We start from the raw sequence: 26,116 nt of genomic DNA, 5'->3' as shown, positions 1-26,116 counted from the left end.
ATGGAGTGGTCTGGGACGGCGAGTCGCTTGTGTGCTTGAGCCTGGTGCCGAATTCGCGGCCACGGCAACCATAGTGACGGACACCATTGTGCATCTTGGGTCGCTTCGGGCCACGCCGCAACGGCACAGGAGTGACCCGGCCATACCTTGTTGACGTACACATAGGCGGAGGCGAATGAAGCGGAAGATAGCAATTGCCACCGGTACCCTGGCCTTCGCGATCGCCGGGTCCCAAGTGTGGCGCACGTTTGAGTTACGGCGCATCGCATCGTTCTATTCGGACAGCCTCGATTTCCTAATCCTAATTCGCGGCGACACGATCGGCAGTCATTACACTTCCGCCTTTCGGTATTTCTACTGGTGGCTGAATGTCGAGGCAGCATCGTCGGCTGCTGCCGCGCTGGTCTTGATCCTGGGCGTTGCGCTGGTGTTCTCTGGAAAGTCCATGGGGTTGAGATTGGTCGCGGTCGGATGCGGCGTCGTCGTCATCACTACAACCCGGCGGAGCGCGCCACCCGTCGTGGCTGGAAATGCAGTCCAAACCAGTTCGTGATATCGGCTCCGTGCAGGAAACGCTGCCATTCCAGGAACACAGCAAACCGCAATTTATACCGCGCACCGAGTGAGTAGTCGGGTCGTCGTAGCCGAAGTAATGTCATGGCCGTGACGCCATTACGCCACCTCCGCCGGCTCGATCGAATGGCGCGGAGGGTTGCTTTGACGCTACCCTGCTCTACACGAGCGAGCCGACATTCCGGGCATTCTGTTGGATGCCGTCGGCCTGGCGTGGGCGTTCGCTGACCAGAAGTTGCGGGAGTAGTGGCTCAATGTTTGTTTCCGATCCGGTGCGCCAAGTCGCGACCGGCGAACTGCCGGGCCTGCCACCGACGGATTTGACAGAAACGGGAGTTGGGCTTGCTGGCGACGGAGCCGGTATACGCCGGCGGGCCGACGACCTCGCTCGGCCTCGGATACAGGAGAATCGTTGACTGATCCCGTGACCACGCGGGCAATAGCGTCGCTATCCCGCGGCCATCGCCTGTTCGCGCGCCGCGCGACGCCGGCCGACATCGGCAGCGCCCCAGCGCACGTCCAGGCACATGCCGACGCGATAGCGCAGGCGACGGTAGCCCAAACCACACATGCGACAAACCGCTCCGATACCTCGGTGCGGGTGCTGCGCCGGCTGGCCGACACCGATGCGGAGTTGGCGCAGATCACCGCAGCAGCCCAGGCCGATCACGCGCACGCCAGCGTCGTGACGCGCGCGGTCCTGGACGCCGCGAAGGCCGATGTCATGCCGTCCGTTGACACTCCGCTGGGCCGGCGCGAGGCGATGGCCCGAATGGTGGCGCGGCTACGAGCCCAGCATCGACACATCGCGCGGTCCAAGGCGCGGGCACGGCTACATGCGCTGCGGCTGCGGCGGCTGCGCTACCTGCGGACAGCAAGAAGAAGGCATTACGAAGCCCCACCCACCGGGCGCCGAGCGGTGTTGGCCGCAATTCAGGAAGCTTTGGACATCAAGGGTATTCACGATCCCGTCGCACGCGCCAGGTGGGCCCGCGGTATGGACCTGGTGGCGCGGCGCGAGTCCAACTACAACGCGGACGCCGAAAACCATTGGGATTCCAACGCTGCAAGGGGCACGCCCAGCAAGGGTGCATGGCAGTTCATCGCTCCGACGTTTGCACGGTATCACCAGCCGGCAACGTCGACCGACATCCACGACCTGGTAGCCCAGGCGTGCGCGTTCATCAACTACGCGCGCGGCCACTACGGCGTGGCCGCCGATGCGTCGAATTTGGCCGATCGGATCCAGCAGGCCGATCCTCGCCGAACACCCAAGGGGTACTGAGAAATGCCGTTGAGTTTGTCCAACCGGGACCAGAATTCCGGTCACCTGTTCTACAACCGGCGGCTGCGCGCGGCGACGACCCGCTTCTCGGTGCGGATGAAGCACGACGATCGCAAACAGACTGCCGCGGTTGCGTTGTCGGTGGTGCTGGTCCTGATCGCGGCAGGATGGATGATGCTGCTCAACGTGCTGAAACCCACTGGCATCGTGGGAGACTCAGCGATCATCGGTGACCGCGATTCCGGCGCCATCTATGCGCGCATCGACGGTCGGCTATATCCAGCGCTGAATTTCACGTCCGCGCGCTTGGCAACCGGGACGGCCGGGCAGCCGACATGGGTCAAACCGGCTGAGATTGCCAAGTATCCGACCGGTCCGCTGATCGGCATTCCCGGGGCGCCCCCGGCGATGCCGGTTAACCTGGGCGCCATCTCGGCGTGGGCGGTGTGCGATACCGCCGGCCGGCCACGTAGCGGCGACAAGCCGGTGGTGACCTCGATCGCGGGCATGCCCACTGGCGGCGGCCGGGCGGCGCCGCTCCGCGATGACGCCGGGCTCCTGGTCACCTTCGAGGGCAGCACCTATGTGATCTGGGGAGGCAAGCGCTCACAGATCGATCCGGCCAATAGGGCGGTCACCTTGAGCCTGGGGCTCGACCCCGCGGTGACGATGCCGGTGGAGATCTCCCGCGCGCTGTTCGACGGGTTACCGGCGACCGAACCGTTGCGGGTGCCGCAGGTACCCGAGGCAGGATCCCCGTCGAAGTGGGTGCAGGGATCCCAGGTCGGCGCGGTGCTGCAAGCCCAAACCGCCGGCGGCGGAAGCCAGTTCTACGTACTGCTGCCGGACGGCGTGCAAAAGATCAACAGTTTTGTGGCCGATCTGCTGCGCAGTGCCAACTCCTATGGATCGACGGCGCCTCGACTGGTGACCCCAGACGTGCTCGTCAACACACCTCAGGTGACCTCGTTGCCGGTGGAGTACTACCCGACGGGGCGACTGAATTTCGTTGACACCGCTGCGAATCCGACCACCTGTGTTTCTTGGGAGAAGGCGTCGACGGATCCGCAGGCCCGCATCGCCGTCTACAACGGCCGGGGCTTGCCGGTTCCCTCGTCGATGGATAACCGGATCGTGCGATTGGTGCGTGACGACCGCAACCCGGCGTCGGTGGTTGCCAACCAGGTTCTGGTGTTGCCGGGTGCTGCGAACTTCGTAACCTCGACCAGCGCTGTGGTCACCGCCGAATCGCGTGAATCGCTGTTCTGGGTATCGGCTAACGGCGTGCGATTCGGAATCGCCAACGACGAATCGACGCTGCGCGCTTTGGGGCTGGACCCGTCTCACGCCGTGCAGGCGCCGTGGCCACTGCTGCGGACATTCGCAGCGGGACCGGCATTGTCACGCGAGGCTGCGCTTTTGGCTCGCGACACGGTGCCGACACTGGGCCAGGTGGCCGTGATGACGACAGCGAAAGCGGGCGGCTAGCAGGATGTCGAAGAAAGCATTTCCCATCAACCGTGCCAAGATCGACTCGCCGAAACCGGTTCGGGTGGCGCCCAATGCGCCGATAGCACTACCGGAACGCGAACCGCGCAACATCTGGGTGATGATCGGCGTGCCGGCGCTGATCGTGGCGCTGATCGGCACCATCGTCATGCTGTACGTGTCGGGCGTGCGCAGTCTGTCCACCGGCTTCTTTCCGCTGATGGGCATCGGCGCGTTCAGCATGCTGGCCTTTTCCGGTCGCTTCGGCCGGGCCCGCAAGATCACCTGGGGCGAAATGGAAAAGGGTCGCCGCCGCTATCTTCGCGACCTCGACGTCATCCGTGACGAGATTCAGGACGCCGTCTGCGCGCAACGCTCGTGGCAGCATGCGGTGCACTCCGATCCGCGCGGTTTGGGTGCCATCATCGGCGGGCCCCGGATGTGGGAACGCGGTCGCGGCGACGTCGACTTCCTGGAGGTCCGGTTGGGCACCGGTGTGCAGCATGCACCCGATTCGGTGTTGTCGGTGACCTGGCCCGACATCTCCTCCGAGGAGGAACTCGAACCCGTTACCGGGCAGGCGTTGCGCGATTTCATCTTGGAACAGCGCAAGATTCGCGATATCGCCAAGGTGGTGAATCTACGATCGGCCCCGGGCTTCAGTTTCGTCAGTGAAGACTTGGATCGGGTGCGGTCCCTGATGCGCTCGATGCTGTGCTCGCTGGCGGTGTTTCACAACCCGCGCGACGTCAAGCTGATGGTGGTGACGCGTAACCCCGAGGTGTGGTCATGGATGGTGTGGCTGCCTCACAACCTGCATGACGAGTTGTTCGACGCGTGTGGATGGCGGCGGTTGATCTTCGCCACCCCCGAAGAGCTGGAGGCGACGCTGGGCGCCGAGCTGCACATGAAGGGAAAGCGCGGCGCGTGGGCGCCGCCGACGGCAGCCAGCCCAACGGCAATGGGTTCCGCGTTGGAAACCGGCCAAGGCGCCGACACCGTGGATTTGGGACCGCACTTGGTGATTGTTGACGACAACACCGGCAGCCCCGATGCGTGGGAGAGTGTCGTCGGGCAGGTCGGCAAGGCCGGTATTACGGTGCTGCGTATCGCGTCGCGGGTGGGAACCGGCGTTGGATTCGGCGACGACCAGGTTTTCGATATGACTGAACGAGATGGCGCGACAACCGTTTCCGTGTCCCTCAGACCCGGTACAAATGGCTCCGATGGCTCCGAAGTCGAGGACGACGACGCCCGCCCGACGCCGCTACTGCGGGCGCGCGGCAAGTTCTTTGCCCATGCCGACCAGCTGTCCATCCATCGCGCGTACCGATATGCGCGTGCGATGGCGCGGTGGTCGCCGACAAGCCGCAGCGAGATCGCCGATTCGACCAGCGGCGCCGCCGAGCTACTGCGGGCACTCGGAGTCAGCGATCCGCGCGGATTGGATGTCGACCGGCTGTGGGCGGAGCGCCGCGGCCGCGGTGACGAACGATGGTCGGAGATCCCGGTCGGCGCCAAACCGAACGGCGAACTGCAGAACGTTATCATCCGCGCAAAAGACTTCGGTGGCTTCGGGTTTCATTCAGTGGTCATCGGGACTAGCGGGTCGGGCAAGTCCGAGTTCTTCTTGTCTTTGGTCTACGGGATCGCGCTGACACACTCGCCGGAGACGTTCAACGTCATCTTCGTCGACATGAAGTTCGAATCTGCGGCCCAAGACATCCTGGGTATTCCGCATGTGGTTGCCGCTCTGTCCAACCTCGGTAAGGACGAGCGCCATCTGGCGGAACGTATGCGCAGGGTCATCGACGGCGAGATCAAACAGCGATATGAGTTGTTTACGTCGGTGGGCGCGCGCGATGCCAACGACTACGAAGAGATCCGCCTTGCCGGTCGCGATCTGCCGCCGGTGCCGGTCCTGCTCGTCATCGTCGACGAATATCTGGAGTTGTTCGCCAACCATGAGAAGTGGATCCAGCTGATCATCCATATCGGCCAGGAGGGCCGCGGCGCCAACGTCTTCTTCATGTTGGGCGGGCAGCGGCTGGATCTGTCGTCGCTGCAGAAAGTAAAGTCCAACATCGCATTCCGGATCGCGCTGCGAGCCGAATCCGGTGATGACAGTCGGGAAGTGATCGGTTCGGATGCGGCTTACCACCTGCCGTCCAAGGAGAACGGTTTTGCGCTGCTAAAGGTGGGGCCGCGCGACCTCGAGCCGTTCCGGTGCTTCTACCTGTCCGCGCCGTTCGTCGTGCCGAAGAAGAAGGAAGTGGCCAAAACCATCGACATGACGTTGACCAAGCCGCGACTGTACAACTGGCAATACCAGCCGCTGGACCCATCCGACGCCGAGGCGTTGGAGGCCGCGGCCGCCGCCGATGCGGAACCCGACGAATTCCTCTACCACGACGACGGATTCAAGAAGAAGAAGATTGTCGACGTGTTGCGCGAATCGCTGCGTGCCGTACCGCACCGATCGCCGCGACGGCCGTGGTTGGAGCCACTGGAAGACGCCGAACCGGTTGATGTCCTGGTGGCTGGATATCGCGGCAAGCCATGGCATGTCGACTACGGGGACAACCCGGGGCTGATGTTTCCGGTCGGCGTCATGGACATCCCCGAAGAGTCCAAACAGGTCGTGTATGCGATCGACGCGCTGCGCAGCAACATCATCGTGGTCGGCGCCAAGCAGCGCGGCAAGACGACCACCTTGATGACGCTAATGGCCTCGGCCGCAACGATGTACAACCCGTCGCGGGTGACGTTCTTCTGCATCGGCGGGGCCACCATGGCTCAGGTGGCTTCGCTACCGCATGTCACCGACATCGTGTCGCCCAAGGATGCCGAAGGCATCGAGCGCATCCTGAGCACCATGGACGCATTGATCGATTCGCGCGAAGAGGCGTTTCGGCGGGCCAGAATTGATCTCGACGGATTCCGCGAGCGCCGCTTCGGCCCGGGCAGTGACGGGATCGGCGGCACCGACCCCAACGACCAATTCGGCGATGTCTTTGTGGTGCTTGACGATTACGACGATTTGTACTCCCGCGACAACACCATCGGTGATCGCATCATCTCGCTGAGCAGCCGCGGTCCCGAATACGGTGTGCACCTCATGGTCAGCGCGGGTGGCTGGATTCACGGCCAGCGGCAAAGTCTGCTGCAGAACGTGACCGCCCGAATCCAGTTGCGGCTGGCCGACCCCAGCGAGAGCCAGATGGGGCATTCGTCGATCGAGTCGCGCGAGGCGGCGCGACGAACATTGAACCGCCCCGGTTTCGGTTTGACGGAGAGTTTGCACGAGCTGCGCGTTGGTGTTCCTGCGCTGGCCGATCCTGCAACCGGCGAATTGGTCGGTATTACCGAAGTCGGGGAACGAATCGCTGACGTCGCTGGTGTGACTAAACACGCAAGCCTGCAGCGGCTGCCGCAGCGGGTCGAGCTCAAGGCGATCCTCGAGTACGAGGCCGCACATCCCAGCGGCGACGACCTGTCGATTGCATTTGCGATCGGCGAACGGCACCAGCTGGGCCCGGTGCCGCTCAGGTTGCGGGAGAGCCCAGGGTTGATGATCTTGGGCCGCCAGGGCTGCGGCAAGACCACCGCGCTGGTAGCCATCGGCGAGGCGGTGATGAGTAGGTTCAGCCCGGAGGAAGCCCAGCTGACCCTGATCGACCCCAAGACCGCCCCGCATGGTCTTCGCGACCTGCATGGCCCCGGCTATGTGCGGGCGTACGCCTATGACCAAGACGAGATCGACGAGGTCATCACCGAACTGGCCCAACAGGTCTTACTGCCCCGATTGCCTCCGAAGGGGCTGAGCCAGGAAGAGTTGCGCGCGCTCAAGCCGTGGGAGGGGTGTCGGCATTTCGTGCTCATCGACGACCTCCAGGACTTGCGCAAGGAACAGACTTATCCGCAGAAGCCGCCGGTGGGTGCGGCGCTGTGGAAGCTGATGGAGCGCGCCCGCCAGATCGGGTTGCACGTGTTCACCACGCGTAATAGCGCGAACTGGGCGACCATGCCGATGGACCCGTGGATGAGATTCCAAACGTCAGCGAAAGTGGCGCAGCTGTATATGGATAACGATCCGCAGAACAGAATCAACCGAATGGTTCGAGCGCAAGCGTTACCGCCCGGACGCGGTTTGCTGGTCAACACCGACGACGCCGTCGAAGGAGTGTTGGTCGGGACCCCGTCGACGCTGGCCGCACGGTAAGAGTCACCAGGATGGAAGGCAGCGTTTCAGAGTCGCAGACGGCGCGATGCAGCTCCGGTACATAAGCATTCCGCTGCTGATCGCCGAGGCCGGCGGCGACCCCTGGGTCATGAACAACAGTCTCCAAGTTGGCCGTCCGGCGCAGATTTCCGTTCTGGGGCAAGCATTTCACGACGCGGGCCGTTGCACTGCCGAGGCGGACGCCGCATTCGCCGACGCACGTCGCCGCTTCGAAGCGGCGTGGAACCGGGAAAACGGCGATTACCCAATCAACGGCTCCGCCGGCGTGCAGCGGCTAGCGCAGTCGCTGGGTGCTCAATCGCTGCAACTGCCCAAAATCGGGGCGGATTTGGAGAACATCGCGGCCGCTTTGGCTGAGGCACAGCGATCTGCTGTCGGATAGATCTCTACGTTGGAGGCTCAGCTGCAGCAACTTGACGACCAAATCGGGGAAGCCCTGGAGCTTGAGAAAAACATCCATCTGACACCCGCTGACTTATCCGCACTCGACGCACTGATCTCTGCTCTTGAAGGGCAAGCAATTGAAGACACCAGGGCCGCTCTGGGCCAGCTGGAGTCACTGCGCAACGGCTACTCAGACACTCTGCAGCGATCACTGGCCAACCTCCGGACGGAGGGGTACGACCCGGCGGCCATCCAAGCGCTGGACGCCCCGCAGGTGCCGGCCCAACCTGAACCGCCCCCAGATCGTTCCGCGCTGTCGCAGCCGTTGCCGGAAGACCCCAGGCAGTTTGCCGACCTGTGGGGGCGGCTGACTCCGGAACAAAGAGACTGGCTCTACAGCCAAGACCACAACATCGGCAACCATGATGGGATGCCAGCAGTCGATCGGGACCACTACAACCGGCTAGCGCTTGCCGACGAACTGAGGCGCTCCCAATCCGCCGTTGCCCAGGCCGACGCATTGCGGGCCCAGCACCCCGACTGGGCGGCGGGGAAGAACATCCCTCACCCCAATACGCCGGGTGCGATTTTCGACGATCGCCTCGCCTACGAGGCCTGGCAACGCCAATATGACACTGCGCGGAACGAAGCCAGGTACCTGCCGGATCTACAGGCGGTCGATCGAGCCGTCAAGGACAGTTCAGATAGGAAACTGCTGCTTCTTGACACCAAGAAGGGCCGTCAGGCCCGGGCGGCCATCGCGGTCGGCGACCCTGACACGGCCACGCACGTATCGGTGACCGCGCCAGGGCTGAACACCACCGTGCGCGGCAGTATCGGCGGCATGACTGAGGAAGCGACGAACCTCAGGACTGAGGCTCTGCGGCAATTGAGGTTCACCCCGGGACACGAGCATGATTCGGTGTCAGCGATTGCGTGGATTGGCTACGATGCACCGCAGGTTCCCGGCTGGGATGATGTCGGTGCTTCTATTGCGGGAATCTGGGGTGTCAGCCACGATGACGTCGCAAAGGCCGGCGCTCACGATTTGGCCCGCTTTTATGACGGGTTGGGTGTTGCCCACCAGGGCGCCCCCGCTCATCTGACGGCGATCGGGCACTCCTACGGCTCGCTGACTACAGGGCTGGCCCTACAAGAACCCGGCAATCACGGTGTCAGCGACGCCCTCTTCTACGGCTCGCCAGGAATCGAAGCGTCCACGCCGCGGCAACTACATCTGAATACCGGACATGTCTACGCCATGGAAACCCCTGACGATCCGATCCAGTGGACCTACGACAGCAAAGCCATCGTGCACAACCTGCCATCCGGGCTGGCTCAGCTTCTCGGGTTCGGCGCCGACGCCACCGGCACGGGAGACTTTGGACTCAACCCAGCCACTAATCCGAACTTCACTCAGCTGGCCACTGGGCCGGCCACCGTGTCCGATGGGCACGGCGGGACTCTGAGTTTGGAGGGAGCGCACGGGCATAGCGATTATCCGCGCCAGGGCAACAACAACCTGCCCCGCACTACCGGGTACAACATCGCTGCGATAGTTGCGGGCCTGGGCGACAAGGCTATCCGGTGAATGCGGCCAGATGAACACATACCTCGACCGCGGACGCAATGGCCTTCTATGCGCCGTGATGACGGCAATCGCGCTAGCAGCAACAGGATGTCACGTGGAAAATCCAGATACACCCACCCCGCCGAGCGCGGCAGCTCAGGCTCTCGCTGAACTCAAGGCCTTGCCCTCGTTCGAGGAAACCAAAGTTCAGGTGCAGGACGTCATGAATGAGATCACCACGGCTGCAAGCAAGATTATTCCGTCGATCACCTGGGAAACGCTTGACGAAGGCTCTACCGGTACTTGCCAGCAACCTTACGAACAAACTGACGGCAAGCGATATTTTCTGCCTGATGCAGTTGCCGTCCGGGTGTCGGTCTCCGACCTCGCCTGGACCAAGATTGTGGAGGCGGCCAAGGCAGCCGCTGCCAAGATCGGCGCCACCAACGTCCAGGTCATAAGGGACCAGCCCGGCGACCATGATGTGTGGTTTTCCGGTCCGACCGGGACATTCATCAAGGTCGGCTATCGGGGCAACCTCGTAGTCTCCGGCTATACCGGCTGCAGACTACCTCGAGACAAGAAGTAGTCGTTTCGGCAGAACGGCGAGATAGCTCGTGCGCCCAGAAGCTAATCCGCAGTCTCGAGATCGGCGCGGGCTACATCTGGCTGCGTACGCCGCATCGATCGGTGTCCTCGCTTCGATCGCCGACGCTTCCGTTCATTGCACTTATCTGCGCCGTGCTGACCGCCGTAATGCCTGTCGTCCTGGTGGCGCCTCCGATGGCTGTGCGGTGGGTATGGGTAGGGCTGCCATGTTCTATCGCGGGTACTTCGTCGGACCATCGATCGCGAATTGGGCTCACTCGGCCGGCATCTTGTGAGCCGGAGCCGGCCGACCACCACAACGGCCACCATGGATCGTCAACGTGGGGCTCAGACCGGCCCACAGTTGCCGCGGCGGCACGTATGCAGCGCTTGCCCGCCGAGCTTGAAAACCGCAGATCATGCCCACAGTCAACTTGTGAATACATCATCCGCCGACTCGCACTAGACTGCCAACCAACACGTCTCATCGCGAGACCACATTCGGAGGGTGAACATGGTTTGGTCTGTGCAACCAGAGGCAGTTCTGGCATCGGCAGCCGCCGAGTCGGCGATCAGCGCGGAAACCGAGGCGGCGGCCTCCGCGGCAGCACCGGCGCTGCTCGGGACGACCCCGATGGGCGACGACCCGGACTCCGCGATGTTCTCGGCGGCACTGAACGCCTGCGGAGCCAGCTACCTGGGTGTGGTCGCCGAGCACGCCGCTCAGCGCGGATTGTTCGCAGGAGCCCAAGGCTTGGCGGCGGGGGTGTCTGACGCCACCGAGGTGGCACGCGCAGCGGCATCGGCATTGGGTTAAGTCCGCATGCCCGATCCAGGATGGGCTGCGCGTACACCTGAGGCCAACGACCTGCTGCTCAAGGCGGGAACCGGAGTTTCCACGCATGTGGCCAACCAAACGGCGTGGACCACTGTAGGTGCCAGCCACCACGCCTCGGGTATTGCGTCAGCGATCAACACCGCGGCTACCGCGGCGAGCTGGCTTGGCCTCGGCTCGGCGGCCTCGGCGCTCAACGTGACCATGCTCAATGCCTCCCTGCACGGCTTAGCCGGCTGGGTCGACGTCAAACCGGCGGTGGTGTCGGCGGCGATAGCGGCGTTCGAGATGGCCAATAGTGCCATGCGCCCGGCTCCGGAGTGCATGGAGAACCGTGACGAGTGGACGGTCGACAACCACATCAATCCGCTTGTCTGGGGGGCACTGACACCGCGAATCATCTCGCTTGATGTCGAGTATTTCGGGGTGATGTGGCCCAACAACTCGGCGGTGGGCGCAACCTACGGCGGGATCCTGGCGGGGCTGGCGGAAAGCCTGGCCATTCCGCCACCGATCGCGACCATGAGTGCATCCCCGGCGGCGCCGGCCCAGGCGGCTTCGGCTGTCGGGCAGGCCGCTGCGGAAGCCGCGGCTGGGGACGGCATGCGGTCTGCCTATCAAGGGGTGCAGGCGGGGACAACCGGCGCGGGCCAGTCGACGTCGGCCGGCGAGAACCTTGGCAACCAAATCGGCACTTTCATGCAACCGGTCCAGTCGATGATGCAAGCGGTTCCTCAAGCTTTGCAGGCTCCGTCCGGGCTGATGCAGGCGCCGATGAGCGCCCTGCAGCCCTTGCAGTCGATGATGGGCATGTTCGCCAATCCCGGCGCTCTCGGCATGGGCGGCGCGGCGCCCGGGGCGTCGGCGGCTTCGGCCGCAGCAGGTGCAGCGGCGACCGAGGCGTCGGTTGGCGCCGGGGGAGGCAGCGCCTCTCTGGGCGGCGCTGGCTTGTCCGCTACCAGCTTCACCCGTCCGGTCAGTGCGTTTGAGGCCGGAAGCAGCGGTCGACCGGTGGGACTGCGGCCAAGCGGGGCGCTGGGCGCTGACGCCGTGCGTTCGCCGACGACAACAACGATGGGCGGCGCGCCGATGGGCGGCATGCCGGTGGGTCATGCTGGCGGAGGCCACCGCGGATCGCACGGTAAGTCCGAGCAGCCGGCCACCGTGCGGGTGGTCGACGACCGCTATGACCCGAACTGGCGCAGAGGGTGAATCGACAGCTCTAAATAGCAGCCATACACTTCGCTTCATGCCCGATAGACAAGGGCGAAACGGCTCACATTAGTAAGGAGAAATGTCCCCATGGCAGACGGCACAATTCAAGTAACACCGCAGATGCTGCGCAGTACGGCACACGACATTCAAGCGAACATGGAGCACGCGATGGCCATAGCTCAGGGCTACCTGGCCAACCAGGAGAACGTCATGAACCCGGCGACCTGGTCTGGTGCTGGCGTGGTTGCTTCCCACGCGACCGCCACCGAGGTCGCCAACGAGCTGAACAAGGTCCTGACGGGAGGCACCCGGCTGGCCGAAGGCCTGACCCAGGCTGCGGCCCTGATGGAATCGCACGAAGCGGACTCACAGCACGCGTTCCAAGCCCTCTTCGGCGGCGGCCACGGGTCCTGACCTACCGCTATCTCTAGTCCATATACCTCTAGTCCATATACCGCTTCGGAAGGAAATTCATCATGGGAGACCAAATCACTTATAACCCGGGAGCCGTATCCGATTTCGCCACGGATGTGGGCTCGCGTGCCGGGCAGCTGCACGAGATTCACGAAGACACCGCCAACAAGACGAATGCCCTGCAGGAATTCTTCGCGGGCCACGGTGCGCAAGGGTTTTTCGATGCGCAAGCCCAGATGCTTTCGGGGCTTCAGGGTCTCATCGAGACGGTGGGCCAGCACGGAACCACGACCAGCCATGTGCTGGACAATGCGCTCGGAACCGACCAGGCGATCTCGGGGTTGTTCCACTAGTCAGCTGTTAGTCCGCCACGTGCGCCAGCGGTACCGAATGTATCCGTGGCGACGTGGGTCCCAAGTGGGGTGGGGCATACGCGCAATGCTGCGCGTGTGCCCCACCTTCTGTTTTTACATTGAGGTGAAGGCGCCATGCTGACGACGACGGTCGACGGGCTGTGGGTGCTACAAGCGGTAACCGGGGTGGAACAGATCTGCCCGGAACTCGGTCTGCGGCCTTTGCTGCCGCGGCTCGACACCGCCGAACGGGCACTGCAGCATCCGGTCGCTGCCGATCTCAAAGCCGCGGGAGCGCTCGACGAATCAGGCAACGCCGATCCGATGATCCGCGAATGGCTCACCGTGCTCCTGCGACGCGACCTGGGGTTACTCCTGCTTATCAACGTGCCCGGCGGCGAGCCGACGCGGGCAGCCATCTGCCGGTTCGCTACCTGGTGGGTCGTTCTAGAACGCCACGGCAAAATGGTGCGGCTCTACCCCGCCGGCATGGCCAGTAACGAGACGGTGGCCGGTGAACTTGTCGTGGGTCAGATCGAGCAGTTGTGCGGCGTCGCTGAAGCGGCACCGTTGCGGCCGGTCACGGTGGATGCCGACGCGTTGCTGGAATCGGTGCGCGACCCCGGCAGCCTACGTTCGTTCTTGGTCAGCCAGCGCCTGGACGTCGACCAGTTACAGATGCTCACCATGGCAGCCGATCCGGCGCGGTCTGCACATGCGGCAATTGTGGGGCTACAGGCTGGTATCGGACCGGAGAAGACGGCGCGCCTTCTCATCGGTGATACCGCGGTAACCATTATCGACACCCCGGCCGGACGCATCTGCGTGGAAAGCGTGATGTCGGGGCAGAGACGCTACCAAGTGCTCTCGCCCGGCTCGCGAGGCGACATTAGTGGTGCGGTGCAGCGCCTCATCCGCCGCTTGCCCGCCGGTGACGAGTGGTACTCCTACCGGCGTGTGGTGTGAATAACCGTGACGCGGAATGGCGCGTTGCCGCAGGTACGCGGCAACTGCGCGAGGTAAACGTGGAATCACGAATCGTGTTAGCATCGCCGTCGTGACAAGCCCTTGGAATGACCCGAATATGTCAGACGAAGGAGCGCTCGGACGGGGGGATCCATCAGTTCGGCGCCACTTTCGGGATTCGGTATCCGACACCATGCGCATTACCGATCTGGCGGCCCCCCGGAAAATTCCTCCAGGGTCGGGGTGGCGGAAATTCCTTTATGCCGCGTCGTTTCACAAAATCAACCCGGGGGAATCGCCTCGGGAACGACACTACCGCGATTTACAGGCGCGCATCCGCAGGCATATTCGTCGGCAATACGTGATCACGGTGGTTTCCGGCAAAGGAGGGGTAGGGGTAACCACGATGGCCGCCTGCATCGGCGGTGTATTCCGCGAATGCCGGCCGGAAAACGTGATTGCGATCGACGCGGTTCCCGGCTTCGGCACGCTGGCGGACCGCATCGACGAGTCGCCGCCGGGAGATTACGCCGCCATCATCAACGACACGGACGTCCAGGGCTATGCGGACATCCGCGAACACCTCGGGCAAAACACCGTGGGATTGGACGTACTGGCCGGAAACCGCACCTCAGACCAACCCCGACCGCTGGTTCCGGCAATGTTCTCCGGTGTGTTGTCGCGGCTACGGCGAACCCACACCGTCATCATCGTCGACACCGCCCCCGACCTCGAGCACGATGTCATGAAGCCGGTGCTGCAGAATACCGACACCCTGGTGTTCGTCTCCGGCATCACCGCGGACCGGTCCCGGCCCGTGCTGAGGGCAGTGGACTATCTCAGGTCCCAGGGCTATCACGAGCTCGTCTCGCGAAGCACGGTAGTCATTAATCACACGGACAACATCACCGACAAAGACGCGCTGGCGTACCTGACTGAGCGGTTTACCAAGGTCGGCGCAACAGTGGAAGCGATGCCGTTTGACCCGCACCTGGCCAAAGGCGGGATTATTGACACGGTCCACGAGCTGAAGAAAAAGTCGCGGTTACGGCTTTTTGAAATTACCGCGGGCCTGGCCGACAAATATGTTCCCGACGCCGAGCGGGCCGCGCCGTGACGTCTCCGCATAAGGTTGCATTCCCGGCCCGGTGCGCGGTCAACATTTGCTATGACACGCATCTGAGCTCCCAGGTGTTTCCCGCCGGAATTCCGGTGGAGGGATTCTTCGAGGGAATGGTCGAGCTGTTCGACGCCGATCTGAAGCGTAAGGGTTTCGACGGTGTTGCGCTCCCGGCGGGCAGTTACGAGCTGCACAAGATCAACGGTGTCCGACTGGACATCAACAAGAGCCTCGACGAGCTCGGGGTTCAAGACGGTGACACGCTGGTCCTGGTGCCGCGGGTGGCCGGCGAGTCGTTCGAGCCGCAATACGAGTCGCTCTCGACGGGATTGGCGGCTATGGGTAAGTGGCTGGGTCGCGACGGCGGAGATCGGATGTTTGCCCCGGTAACTCCCCTGACAGCTGCCCACACGGCGATAGCCATCATCGCCATGGCAGTTGGCGTTGTGGTAGCGCTGGCGTTGCGGACCCGAACTTTCACCGACAGCCTGGTTCCGGCTGCAGTGGCTGGTGGGATCGGGGTCTTGCTGGTGGTGGGCGCGGCGGTGGTGTGGTGGGGCTGGCGGGAGCGGCGCGACCTGTTCAGTGGCTTCGGCTGGCTGGCGGTGGTGTTGCTGGCCGTCGCCAGTGCGTGTGCGCCGCCTGGTTCGCTCGGCGCGCCGCACGGGCTGATCGGAGTCGTCGTGGTACTTCTCGGCGCGGTAGCGATCGGTGTGGTGACCCAAAAGCGTTGGCAGACAGCAGTTGTCACCGCCGTGGTGACGGTGTCCGGGATCCTGGCCGTGGTGGCGGTGATCCGGATGTTTCGGCCGGCTTCGGTGCAGGTGCTGGCGATTTGGGTGCTGGTCGGCCTGCTGGTCCTGGTCAGGATGACCCCCACCATCGCGCTGTGGGTAGCGCGGGTACGGCCCCCACACTTCGGATCGATCACGGGCCGCGACCTTTTCGCGCGCCGTGAGGGGATGCCCGTCGATACCGTGTCTCCGGTCAGCGAGGCCGACACCGAAGACGAGGACAACGAACTCACCGACATCTCCGCGCGCGGCGCAGCGATCGCCGCTTCGGCGCGGCTGGTCAATGCGGTGCAGGTCGGTGTGTGCACTGGGGTGTCGATGGTGCTTCCCGTCGCGGTGTGGGGGGTGTTGACGCCGGGGGGCCCGTGGGATTGGTTGGCGCTCCTGGTGGCCGGTCTGGCAGCAGGGATCTTTATCACCCAGGGCCGCGGATTCGCCGCCAAATACCAAGCGGTTGCCTTGGTATTGGGAGCGTCGGCTGCGGTATGCGTGGGCGTCGTCAAGTACGCTGTCGCAGCACCACGAGATGTCCAGGCCGGACTTTTCTGGCCTGTCCTGGCGGTGGTGGTGTTTGCCGCATTGGGTTTGGCCGCAGCGCTTTTGGTGCCGGCGCTAAGGTTCCGGCCGCTCATCCGGCTGACCGTGGAATGGCTGGAAGTGCTGGCGATGATCGTGTTCTTGCCGGCGGCCGCGGCTCTGGGGGGGCTGTTCGCATGGATTCGTCACTGAGCCGACGGTGCTTGCGTGGCGCGGCGGCGAGCGTCGCTATTGCGCTGGTGGCCATCTGGACCGACCTTCCTGCCGCGCAAGCCATCCCACCACCATCGGTAGATCCGGCGCTGGTACCTCCAGACGGGCCGCCCCGGCCGGACCAACCGATGCGTCGCTCCAATAGCTGTTCAGCCCCGATCACCGTGAAGAACCCCGACGTGGCGCAGCTGGCACCGGGCTTCAACCTGCTTAACATCACTAAGGCGTGGCAATACAGCACCGGTAACGGAGTGGCCGTCGCCGTCATCGACACCGGCGTCACCCCCAACCCCCGATTGCCGGTGGTACCCGGTGGGGACTACATCATGGGCGAGGACGGTTTGTCCGACTGTGACGCGCATGGCACGGTGGTGAGCTCGATCATCGCCGCTGCGCCGCAAGGTATTTCACCCATGCCGCGGCCCATGCCTGCTACCCCGGCGTTTCCTCCGCCGGCGGGGCCGCCGCCGGTCATCGCCGCACCGGCGCCGCCGGTGGAGGTGCCTCCGCCCATGCTTCCGCCGCCGCCGCCGACACCGGTGACGATCACCCAAACGGTGCCGCCGCCACCACCGCCACCGCCTGATGAAGCGGGCGCAATGGCACCCTCCAATGGGCCGCCGGATCCGCAGACCGAGGACGAACCGGCGGTGCCGCCGCTACCGCCGGGCGCTCCGGACGGGGTGGTGGGGGTTGCCCCTCACGCCACCATCATCTCGATCCGCCAGTCCTCGCGAGCTTTCGAGCCGGTCAACCCGCCACCGGCGGATCCCAACTCCGACGAACGAGTGAAAGCCGGCACGCTCAATACGGTGGCGCGCGCGGTGGTGCACGCGGCCAACATGGGCGCCAAAGTGATCAACATTTCGGTCACCGCATGCCTACCGGCGGTCGCCCCCGCCGATCAGCGGGCGCTGGGCGCCGCCCTGTGGTACGCGGCCACCGTCAAGGATGCGGTGATCGTCGCCGCAGCCGGCAACGACGGGGAAGCCGGCTGCGACAACAACCCGATGTATGACCCACTGGACCCGTCGGATCCGCGGGACTGGCACCAGGTCAAGGTCGTCTCCTCGCCGTCGTGGTTCTCCGACTACGTGTTGTCGGTCGGCGCCGTCGATGCCAGTGGCGCCCCCCTCGACAAGAGCATGTCTGGCCCATGGGTTGGCGTGGCGGCGCCGGGAACCCACATCATGGGTTTATCGCCCCAAGGCGGTGGACCGGTCAACGCTTATCCACCGTCGCGCCCGGGTGAGAAGAACATGCCATTTTGGGGCACCAGCTTCTCGGCGGCCTACGTGAGCGGCGTGGCGGCGCTGGTACGGGCCAAGTTTCCCGATCTGAGCGCGCACCAAGTGATCAACCGGATCGTGCAGTCGGCACACAACCCGCCAGCGGGAGTCGACAACCGAGTGGGATATGGGCTGGTCGATCCGGTCGCCGCGTTGACGTTCAACATTCCTGCCGGCGAACGGCTGGCCCCAGGATCCCAGAGCAGGGTAATCACCCCGGCACCGCCGCCCACGCCCCCGGATCACCGGGCGCGCAACATCGCCATCGGGTTCGTCGGCGCAGTCGTCGCCGGCGTCCTGGTGGCGGCCATCGCGTCCCGGTTACGGAGGGCGCGATGAGGCTAACCCTGACCGGGTTCGATCCGGTCAGTGTTAGGCGGTTGGTCGGAATCTGGGTGGTATTCGGCCTCGCATTGGGGGGTTGGGCGGTGGGGGGCTACGTCGGCGCGGGAGTCGCCCTGGCGGCGGGCATCGCGGTGGTGTTCGTCCGGTGGTGGGGCCAGCCGGCGTGGTCATGGGCCGTGCTGGGGTTGCGAGGCCGGCGCCCGATCAGTTGGGACGCGCCAATTACGGTGGCCAACAACCGGTCTGGTGGTGGGGTCCGGGTCCAAGAGGGTACCGCGGTGGTGGCGGTGCAACTGCTTGGCCGAGCACATCGCGCAACCACGGTGACCGGTTCGGTGACCGTCGAATCCGACAACATCATCGATATCGTCGATCTGCTGCCGCTGTTGCAGCATCCCCTGGACCTGCAGCTCGATTCGATCAGCATCATCACAGTCGGCTCGCGAACCGGCACCGTCGGGGACTACCCGCGGGTGTACGACTCAGAGATCGGCACCCCACCTTACGCGGGTCGGCGCGAAACCTGGCTGATCATGCGACTGCCGATCATCGACAACGCCCAGGCGTTGCGGTGGCGCACCAGTGTTGGGGCTGCGGCAATTTCGGTCGCTCAGCGCATCGCCGGCTCGCTGCGGTGCCAAGGTCTGCGCGCCAAGGTGGCGACGGCCACCGACCTGGTCGAGCTGGATCGCCGGCTGGGGTCGGACGCGGTAGCCGGCAGCGCGCAGCGGTGGAAAGCCATCCGTGGAGAATTGGGCTGGATGACCACATATGCCTATCCGGCCGAGGCGATTTCGTCACGAGCTCTTACCCAGGCATGGACCCTGCGGGCTGACGAGGTCGTCCAGAACGTGACGATATATCCCGACGCGACCTGCACCGCGACCATTACGGTGCGCACCCCCACCCCGGCCCCCACCCCGCCCAGCGTGATCCTGCGCCGCCTCAACGGAGAACAGGCCGCGGCCGCGGCAGCCAACATGTGCGGCCCGCGCCCGTACCTGCGCGGGCTGCGTCACAGCGCGTTGCCCGCGCAGCTGGTCAGCGAGATCGGCCCGTCTGGTGTGCTGGTGGGCAAGTTGCCCAACGGCGACCGGCTGATGATCCCGGTTACCGATGCCGGTGAGCTGTCGCGGGTGTTCGTGGCCGCTGACGACTCCATCGCCAAGCGGATCGTGATTCGTACGGCCGGTGCCGGCGAGCGGGTCTGTGTACACACGCGCGACCACGAGCGGTGGGCCAGCGTTCGGATGCCAGAAGTCAGCATCGTCGGAACGTCACGGCCGGCGCCGCGCACCACAGTCAGCGTCGTGGAATACGTGGGACGGCGGAAGAGGTACGGCGACAGCACATCCGAAGTCGCTGGCAACGATATCGGCGATGTCGCAATTGCGCCCACACCGCGGCCGGCCAGTGTGATCACCGTCGCGCCGGCCGGGACCGCGCTGCCCGAGGGGCATCGACACGGATTCGAGGTCACCATCGAGCAAGTCGACCGCGCCATGGTCAAAGTCACTGCGGCAGATCAGAATTGGCTGGTGGAGATGGAGATGTTCCGCGCCGAAAATCGTTACGTCAGTCTCGAGCCGGTCACCATGTCGATTGCTACGAAGTGACTCGATCAACGTTGCGCCACAACGTGATGAGGCAGACTTCCCCGTTGCGGAACGATTACCGCCACGCTGTCCAGGATGGTGGATACAATGGCTGATTTGCTCACTGCCCGTAGGCATTTCGATCGAGCGATGGCGATCAAGAGCAGCCAGGGACCAGAACCCGCGTTACCCGAGTTCGTCGCCGCCACCGACGCCGACCCGTCGATGGCTGACGCATGGCTGGGCCGCATCGCCTGTGGCGACCATGACCTGACGTCGCTCAGACAGCTCCACGCCAACAGCGAATGGCTGCACCGCGAAACCACGCGGATCGGCCGGACGCTTTCGGCCGACATCCAGCTGGGTCCCTACGTAGGGATCACGGTGACCGACGCGTCGCAGGTGGGGCTTGCCCTGTCGTCCGCACTGACCATCGCCGGGGAGTACGCCGAGGCCGACGCGCTGTTGGCCAACCGCGAGCTCTTGGATTCGTGGCGCAACTATCAGTGGCATCAGCTGGCCCGCGCGTTCCTGATGTTCGTCACGCAGCGTTGGCCCGATGTGTTGTTGACCGCCGCCGAGGATTTGCCCCCGCAGGCGATCGTCATGTCGGCGGTAACGGCATCGATTTGTGCGCTGGCCGCTCACGCCGCAGCCCACTTGGGGCAGGGCCACGTCGCCCTGGACTGGTTGGACCGTGTCGATGTGATCGGGCACAACAAGTCGTCGGCCCGCTTCGATTCCCATGTGCTGACCGCTTCGATTGGCCCGGCCGACATTCCGCTGCTGGTCGCGGATCTGGCCTATGTGCGCGGAATGGTGTACCGCCAGCTGCACGAGGACGAAAAAGCGCGGATCTGGCTGTCCAAAGCGACCATCAACGGTGTGCTGACCGAACCAGCCAAGGAAGCGCTGGCGGACCCGAAGCTCCGCCTGGTCGTCACCGACGAGCAGACCATCGCCAGCCGCACCGACAAGTGGGATCCGGCTACGGCGAAAAGCCGCGACCAACTCGACGACGACGACGCGGCCGAGCGTAGGGCCGAGTTGCTGGCCGAGGGCCGCGAACTGCTGGCCAGGCAGGTCGGTCTGGCCGCGGTGAAGCAGGCGGTGGCGGCGCTGGAAGACCAGCTTGAAGTGCGCACGATGCGGCTGGAACACGGCCTGCCCGTCGAGGGGCAGACCAACCATATGTTGCTGGTCGGGCCGCCGGGCACCGGTAAGACCACCACCGCTGAAGCGTTGGGAAAGATTTATGCCGGCATGGGAATCGTGCGGCACCCCGAAATTCGGGAGGTCCGCCGCTCGGACTTCTGTGGCCACTACATCGGTGAGTCCGGGCCGAAAACCAACGAACTGATCGAAAAGTCGCTTGGCCGAATAATTTTCATGGACGAGTTTTACTCCTTGGTGGAACGCCACCAGGACGGCACCCCGGACATGATCGGCATGGAGGCCGTCAACCAACTGCTGGTGGCGTTGGAAGCGCACCGTTTCGACTTCTGTTTCATCGGGGCCGGCTACGAGGACCAAGTCGACGAATTCCTGTCCGTCAACCCGGGTTTGGCCGGCCGGTTCAACCGCAAGCTGCGGTTCGAGTCCTATTCGCCGGCCGAGATCGTCGAGATCGGGCAGCGCTACGCCACACCGCGGGCCAGCCTGCTCGACGACGCCGCGCGCCAGACATTTCTGGACGCGGCCACCACCATCCGCAACTACACCACTCCCGGTGGACAGCAGGGTATCGACGCCATGCAAAACGGCCGGTTTGCCCGCAACGTCATCGAACGGGCCGAAGGGCTCCGCGACACTCGAGTGGTCGCCCAAAAACGGGCTGGCCAACCGGTGTCGGTTGAGGATCTGCAGGTCATCACCGCCGCCGACATCCAGGCCGCGGTGCGCAGCGTGTGTTCGGACAACCGCGACATGTCCGCCATCGTCTGGTAGCAAACCGTGACCCGGCCCCGGCGGGAAAAGCGTTGTTTACGCAGCCGTTACGTCTAAAATGCACGCAGACCTGACACGCAGATGCCAGGTCGGCAACGCGGCTCAATGAACGGAGTGATTCCGGGGTGCACCGGATCTTGCTGATGGCGATGGTGCTGGCGTTGCTCAACGCGCCGCCCGCGTTGGCAATCAATCCACCGTCGATCGACCCGGGCGCAGTACCGCCCGACGTGACCGGTCCCGACCAGCCCACCGAACAGCGCGTCCTGTGTTCGAGTCCTACCACCTTGCCGGATTCGAGCTTCCACGATCCACCGTGGAGCAACGCCTATCTCGGCGTCTCGGAGGCGCACAAGTTCGCAACCGGAGCCGGGGTGACGGTGGCCGTGATCGACACCGGTGTCGACGCCTCGCCACGAGTGCCGGCGGAACCGGGCGGCGACTTCGTCGACCAGGCCGGCGACGGCCTGTCCGACTGCGACGCGCACGGGACGCTGACCGCCTCCATCATCGCCGGCCGGCCGGCGCCGACCGACGGGTTCGTCGGCGTCGCACCCGATGCCCGGCTGCTTTCGTTGCGCCAGACGTCCGAGGCCTTCGAACCAGTTGGCACCCAACCCAATCCCAATGATCCCAACGCCACCCCGGCGGCGGGGTCCATCCGCAGCCTGGCTCGCGCGGTAGTGCACGCGGCCAATCTGGGCGCCGGTGTGATCAACATCAGTGAGGCGGCCTGTTACAAGGTGACCCGGCCCATCGACGAGATCAGCCTGGGCGCGGCAATCAATTACGCGGTCAACGTCAAGAACGCCGTGGTGGTCGTCGCGGCCGGCAACACCGGTGGCGACTGCGCGCAGAACCCGCTGCCGGACGCGTCGACCCCCGGCGACGCACGGGGCTGGAGCAAGGTGCAGACGGTCGTCACGCCCGCGTGGTACGCGCCCTTGGTGCTGACCGTCGGCGGTATCGGCGAAAGCGGTGTGCCCAGCTCCTTCTCGATGCATGGACCGTGGGTGGGCGTGGCGGCCCCAGCGGAGAACATCGTCGCCCTCGGCGACCGTGGCGAGCCGGTGAATGCCCTACCGGGCCGGGAGGGGCCGGTCCCGATCGCCGGCACCTCGTTTGCCGCGGCGTACGTCTCGGGTCTGGCGGCGCTGGTGCGGCAGCGGTTCCCGGAGCTCACCCCGGTACAGGTGATCAACCGGATCACCGCCACCGCGCGACATCCGGGAGGCGGAGTCGACAACCTCGTCGGCGCCGGCGTGATCAACGCGGTGGCGGCGTTGACGTGGGACATCCCGCCGGGACCCGCATCGGCCCCTTTCAATGTCAGACGAATTCCGCCGCCCGTGGTGGAACCCGGCCCCGATCGCCGGCCGATCACCATCGTGGCGCTGTCGGTTCTGGGCCTGACGCTGGCGCTGGCACTCGGCGGACTGAGCGCGCGGGCGCTGAGGCGCCGATGAGGAATCCATTCAGTCCGATACGGTTACGATTCAGCACCGGTCACACCTTGGTCGTCGCGGTGCTGGGCCCGCCCTGCATCATGCTGTTCCTGCATACGCGCTACTGGTGGGCGGGCATAGCGATAGTCGCGGTGGCCACCATCGTGGCCACGGTCACCTTCTTCGGGCGTCGGGTAACCGGTTGGGTAGCAACGGTCTTCGCGTGGCTGCGCCGGCGCCGCAAGCCGCCGGACGTTCCTTCCGAGCCGGTCGTCGGTGCGACCGTCAAGCCCGGGGACCACGTCGCGGTGCGGTGGCGACGTGAGTGCTTGATCGCGGTCATCGAACTCAAGCCGCGACCGTTCACCCCAACGGTGATCGTCGACGGGCAAGCCCACACCGACGACGTCTTGGACACCCGACTGTTGGAGGAGCTGCTATCGGTGCACTGCCCCGACTTGGAAGCAGACGTCGTGTCGGCAGGTTACCGCGTCGGCAACACCGCCTCGCCGGATGTGGTGAACCTCTACCAGCAGGTGATCGGCGCCGACCCGGCGCCGGCGAACCGCCGGACGTGGATCATGTTGCGCGCCAACCCCGAACGTACCCACAAGTCGGCGCAGCGGCGTGACACCGGGGTCGCCGGACTGGCCCGGTATCTGGTGGCATCGGCCACTCGCATCGCCGACAGCCTGGCCAGCAATGGTGTCGACGCGGTGTGCGGACGCAGTTTCGACGATTACGACCACGCCATCGACATCGGCTATGTCCGGGAGAAGTGGTCGATGATCAAAGGCCGCGACGCCTACACCGCCGCCTACACCGCACCGGGTGGCCCGGACCTATGGTGGTCGGCACGCGCCGACCACACCGTCACCCGGGTCCGCATCGCTCCGGGGATGCCGCCGCAGTCCACGGTGCTGCTGACTACGGTGGGCAAGCCGAAGACGCCGCGCGGCTTCTCCCGCCTCTACGGCGGCCAGCGGCCTGCGTTGCAGGGGCAGAACCTCGTTCCCAACCATCACTGTCAGCTGCCGATCGGATCGGCCGGTGTGCTGGTCGGCCAAACCGTGAACCGGTACCCGGTATATATGCCGTTCGACGACGTGGACGTGAGTATCAACCTCGGCGACGCTCAAACCTTCACGCAATTCGCGGTGCGCTCGGCCGCCGCCGGCGGAATCGTGACGGTTGGCCCGCACTTCGAACAGTTCGCCAGCCTGATCGGTGCGCACGTCGGTCCGGTGGCCAAGATCGCGTGGCCGAACGCGACAACCTACCTCGGCCCGCATTCCGGCGTCGACAAGGTGATCCTGCGGCACAACCTCATCAGCACCCCGCGGCATCGGGAGTTGCCGATCCGGCGGGTTGCCCCGCCGGAGGAGAGTCGCTACCAGATGGCCCTGCCGAGGTAGAACAGTGTCGGCAAGCCCGGGGACGGCCGAAATTTTTGGTGCAGTAACCGCTCGCTTCAGCGACGATAATGGCTGTAGCACTAAGGAGGATGATCCGAGATGAGCCAGCCGCAAACCGTGACGGTGGATCAACAAGAAATTCTGACCAGGGCCAACGAGGTGGAGGCCCCATTGCCCCCGGGCAAGGTTCCGCCGACCGATGTGCCCAATCCACCATGTGCGCTGACGGCGGCCAAGAATGCGGCCCAACAGCTCGCGTTATCGGCGGAGAACATGCGGGAGTTCCTGGCGGCTGGTGCCAAGGAGCGGCAGAAGCTGGCGACCTCGCTGCGCAACGCGGCCAAGGCGTATGGCGAAGTCGATAGCGAGTCAGCGACCGCCCTGAACAGCGATGGCAGCGGAACTGTGGAGGCCCAGTCGGCCGGCGGCGCCGGCGGGGACAGCTCGGCTGGGCTGCAAGACACACCGACGGTCGCGGCCGCTGGAGATCCCGACTTCACCGATCTTAAGACTGCGGCAGTAAAGCTCGAATCCGGAGATCAAGGCCGATCGCTCATCGATTTCGCGAACGCGTGGAACGATTACAACTTTGCGTTGCAAGGGGATGTCAAACGATTCCGTGCGTTTGACAATTGGGAAGGTGACGCGGCTACGGCATGTGAGGCCTCGCTGGATCAACAACGGGAGTGGATACTCCACATGGCCAAATTGAGTGCTGCGCTGGCCAAGCAAGCTCAGTACGTCGCGCAGCTGCAAGTGTGGGCGATTCGGTCCCACCCTTCGTCAGCGGACATCGCAAAGCTCGAGGAGTTGTCCAAAGACCCCGCGTATAAGGATCAAGCCATCAAGCTGTACGCCGAATATCAGCAAAAGTCGGAGCAGGTGCTTTCCGAGTACAACACCAAGGCGACCCTGGAACCGGTGAATCCGCCCAAGCCTCCAGCCGCCATCAAGATTGATCCACCGCCCCCCGCTCAGCCGCAGGGATTGATCCCCAGCTTCTTGATGCCGCCCAGCGACGGCTCGGGCGGAACACCCTTGACCGGGATGCCGATGGCGCCGATGGCCCCGGCCGGCGGGGCTGGTGGCGGGATGCCGGCCGGGACCAGTGCAGAACTGACATCTGCCGCTCACCAGGCGGCAGCCAACCTGTCGAAGGACCCGGGGATGAAGCCGATGTCGCTGGGCGGCGGCGGAGGCGGCGGCGGTATCGGTGGGGCACCGCTGGGGGAGCCGGCGGGCCTGGCGGGCACCGACTCGGTGCGGCCGGCTGCCGCGGGCGACATCGCCGGCGCGGCTCAGGGGAAGGCCGCGGCGGGCAGTGGGATGGGCGGGGGCGGCATGGGCATGCCGATGGGGGCACACGGCCAGGGCCAGGGAAGCTCCAAGTCCAAGGGCGCCCAGCAAGACGACGAGGCGCTTTACACCGAGGACCGGGCGTGGACCGAGGCCGTCATCGGTAACCGTCGTCGTCAAGACAGCAAGGAGTCGAAGTGACCAGC

At 64.7% G+C, this 26,116-nt stretch carries 18 protein-coding genes and 1 pseudogene; all 19 read left to right on the top strand.

The window, feature by feature from the left end; translation table 11 throughout:
• Positions 1-175: 175 nt before the first annotated feature.
• The 19 genes and pseudogenes from B4U45_RS13985 to espB all read left to right on the top strand — a co-directional run bounded on the left by B4U45_RS13985 (position 176) and on the right by espB (position 26,111).
• Positions 176-553 (top strand): hypothetical protein, encoded by a 378-nt coding sequence (locus B4U45_RS13985; protein ID WP_075549335.1) that lies wholly within the window; start codon positions 176-178, stop codon positions 551-553.
• Between the two features lie 432 nt (positions 554-985).
• Positions 986-1,858, top strand: a complete 873-nt coding sequence (locus tag B4U45_RS13980) for a transglycosylase (protein WP_075549334.1) — start codon at positions 986-988, stop codon at positions 1,856-1,858.
• 3 nt (positions 1,859-1,861) lie between these two features.
• Positions 1,862-3,346: a type VII secretion protein EccB gene (gene eccB, locus B4U45_RS13975; protein ID WP_075549333.1), complete on the top strand. Its 1,485-nt coding sequence runs from the start codon at positions 1,862-1,864 to the stop codon at positions 3,344-3,346.
• A gap of 4 nt (positions 3,347-3,350) precedes the next feature.
• Entirely contained in the window at positions 3,351-7,568 is a 4,218-nt protein-coding gene (gene eccCa, locus B4U45_RS13970) for a type VII secretion protein EccCa (RefSeq protein WP_075549332.1), read from the top strand.
• A 46-nt stretch (positions 7,569-7,614) separates the two neighbouring features.
• Positions 7,615-9,564: pseudogene (locus B4U45_RS13965) on the top strand (putative alpha/beta hydrolase).
• Between the two features lie 94 nt (positions 9,565-9,658).
• On the top strand, positions 9,659-10,132 hold the full coding sequence (locus B4U45_RS13960; protein WP_075549331.1) for an LppA family lipoprotein: 474 nt from the start codon (positions 9,659-9,661) through the stop codon (positions 10,130-10,132).
• Positions 10,133-10,645: 513 nt separating this feature from the next.
• A complete protein-coding gene (locus B4U45_RS13955) occupies positions 10,646-10,948 on the top strand; it encodes a PE domain-containing protein (RefSeq protein ID WP_075549339.1) in 303 nt (100 codons plus the stop codon).
• 6 nt (positions 10,949-10,954) lie between these two features.
• Complete coding sequence (locus tag B4U45_RS13950; RefSeq protein WP_075549330.1) at positions 10,955-12,178, top strand: PPE family protein; 1,224 nt, start codon at positions 10,955-10,957, stop codon at positions 12,176-12,178.
• A gap of 90 nt (positions 12,179-12,268) precedes the next feature.
• On the top strand, positions 12,269-12,595 hold the full coding sequence (locus tag B4U45_RS13945) for a WXG100 family type VII secretion target (protein ID WP_036418857.1): 327 nt from the start codon (positions 12,269-12,271) through the stop codon (positions 12,593-12,595).
• Positions 12,596-12,657: 62 nt separating this feature from the next.
• Complete coding sequence (locus B4U45_RS13940) at positions 12,658-12,948, top strand: WXG100 family type VII secretion target (RefSeq protein WP_075549329.1); 291 nt, start codon at positions 12,658-12,660, stop codon at positions 12,946-12,948.
• Positions 12,949-13,083: 135 nt separating this feature from the next.
• Entirely contained in the window at positions 13,084-13,914 is an 831-nt protein-coding gene (locus B4U45_RS13935; RefSeq protein WP_075549328.1) for an ESX secretion-associated protein EspG, read from the top strand.
• A 91-nt stretch (positions 13,915-14,005) separates the two neighbouring features.
• Positions 14,006-15,031: a MinD/ParA family ATP-binding protein gene (locus B4U45_RS13930; protein WP_075549327.1), complete on the top strand. Its 1,026-nt coding sequence runs from the start codon at positions 14,006-14,008 to the stop codon at positions 15,029-15,031.
• Positions 15,028-16,557: a type VII secretion integral membrane protein EccD gene (gene eccD / locus B4U45_RS13925; RefSeq protein WP_082275631.1), complete on the top strand. Its 1,530-nt coding sequence runs from the start codon at positions 15,028-15,030 to the stop codon at positions 16,555-16,557. Before B4U45_RS13930 ends, eccD begins: the two co-directional genes overlap by 4 nt.
• Positions 16,542-18,206: a type VII secretion-associated serine protease mycosin gene (gene mycP / locus B4U45_RS13920; RefSeq protein ID WP_075549326.1), complete on the top strand. Its 1,665-nt coding sequence runs from the start codon at positions 16,542-16,544 to the stop codon at positions 18,204-18,206. Before eccD ends, mycP (B4U45_RS13920) begins: the two co-directional genes overlap by 16 nt.
• The gene (eccE, locus tag B4U45_RS13915) at positions 18,203-19,828 is read left to right on the top strand and encodes a type VII secretion protein EccE (RefSeq protein WP_122535142.1); all 1,626 of its coding nucleotides are present in this window, start codon (positions 18,203-18,205) and stop codon (positions 19,826-19,828) included. Before mycP (B4U45_RS13920) ends, eccE (B4U45_RS13915) begins: the two co-directional genes overlap by 4 nt.
• Positions 19,829-19,894: 66 nt before the next feature.
• Positions 19,895-21,754, top strand: coding sequence for a type VII secretion AAA-ATPase EccA (eccA, locus tag B4U45_RS13910; protein ID WP_089025101.1), 1,860 nt, complete (start codon positions 19,895-19,897; stop codon positions 21,752-21,754).
• 143 nt (positions 21,755-21,897) lie between these two features.
• On the top strand, positions 21,898-23,220 hold the full coding sequence (gene mycP / locus B4U45_RS13905) for a type VII secretion-associated serine protease mycosin (protein WP_371686639.1): 1,323 nt from the start codon (positions 21,898-21,900) through the stop codon (positions 23,218-23,220).
• A complete protein-coding gene (eccE, locus tag B4U45_RS13900) occupies positions 23,217-24,614 on the top strand; it encodes a type VII secretion protein EccE (protein WP_075549687.1) in 1,398 nt (465 codons plus the stop codon). Before mycP (B4U45_RS13905) ends, eccE (B4U45_RS13900) begins: the two co-directional genes overlap by 4 nt.
• 99 nt (positions 24,615-24,713) lie before the next feature.
• Positions 24,714-26,111: an EspB family ESX-1 secretion system-associated protein gene (gene espB / locus B4U45_RS13895; RefSeq protein WP_075549686.1), complete on the top strand. Its 1,398-nt coding sequence runs from the start codon at positions 24,714-24,716 to the stop codon at positions 26,109-26,111.
• Positions 26,112-26,116: the final 5 nt, after the last annotated feature.

The organism is Mycobacterium persicum (assembly GCF_002086915.1).
Lineage (GTDB): Bacteria > Actinomycetota > Actinomycetes > Mycobacteriales > Mycobacteriaceae > Mycobacterium > Mycobacterium persicum.
The sequence above is the reverse complement of the archived record's forward strand: the minus strand, read 5'-3'. Positions and strand labels throughout refer to the sequence as shown.

Excerpts from the sequence above, each read along its gene's own strand:
- B4U45_RS13985 (WP_075549335.1), top strand. The coding sequence starts at position 176 with ATGAAGCGGAAGATAGCAATTGCCACCGGTACCCTGGCCTTCGCGATC.
- B4U45_RS13935 (WP_075549328.1), top strand. The coding sequence starts at position 13,084 with ATGCTGACGACGACGGTCGACGGGCTGTGGGTGCTACAAGCGGTAACC.
- eccE (WP_122535142.1), top strand. The coding sequence starts at position 18,203 with ATGAGGCTAACCCTGACCGGGTTCGATCCGGTCAGTGTTAGGCGGTTG.
- eccE (WP_075549687.1), top strand. The coding sequence starts at position 23,217 with ATGAGGAATCCATTCAGTCCGATACGGTTACGATTCAGCACCGGTCAC.
- eccB (WP_075549333.1), top strand. The coding sequence starts at position 1,862 with ATGCCGTTGAGTTTGTCCAACCGGGACCAGAATTCCGGTCACCTGTTC.
- B4U45_RS13945 (WP_036418857.1), top strand. The coding sequence starts at position 12,269 with ATGGCAGACGGCACAATTCAAGTAACACCGCAGATGCTGCGCAGTACG.
- B4U45_RS13950 (WP_075549330.1), top strand. The coding sequence starts at position 10,955 with ATGCCCGATCCAGGATGGGCTGCGCGTACACCTGAGGCCAACGACCTG.
- espB (WP_075549686.1), top strand. The coding sequence starts at position 24,714 with ATGAGCCAGCCGCAAACCGTGACGGTGGATCAACAAGAAATTCTGACC.
- mycP (WP_371686639.1), top strand. The coding sequence starts at position 21,898 with ATGGCGATGGTGCTGGCGTTGCTCAACGCGCCGCCCGCGTTGGCAATC.
- mycP (WP_075549326.1), top strand. The coding sequence starts at position 16,542 with ATGGATTCGTCACTGAGCCGACGGTGCTTGCGTGGCGCGGCGGCGAGC.
- B4U45_RS13955 (WP_075549339.1), top strand. The coding sequence starts at position 10,646 with ATGGTTTGGTCTGTGCAACCAGAGGCAGTTCTGGCATCGGCAGCCGCC.
- eccCa (WP_075549332.1), top strand. The coding sequence starts at position 3,351 with ATGTCGAAGAAAGCATTTCCCATCAACCGTGCCAAGATCGACTCGCCG.
- B4U45_RS13940 (WP_075549329.1), top strand. The coding sequence starts at position 12,658 with ATGGGAGACCAAATCACTTATAACCCGGGAGCCGTATCCGATTTCGCC.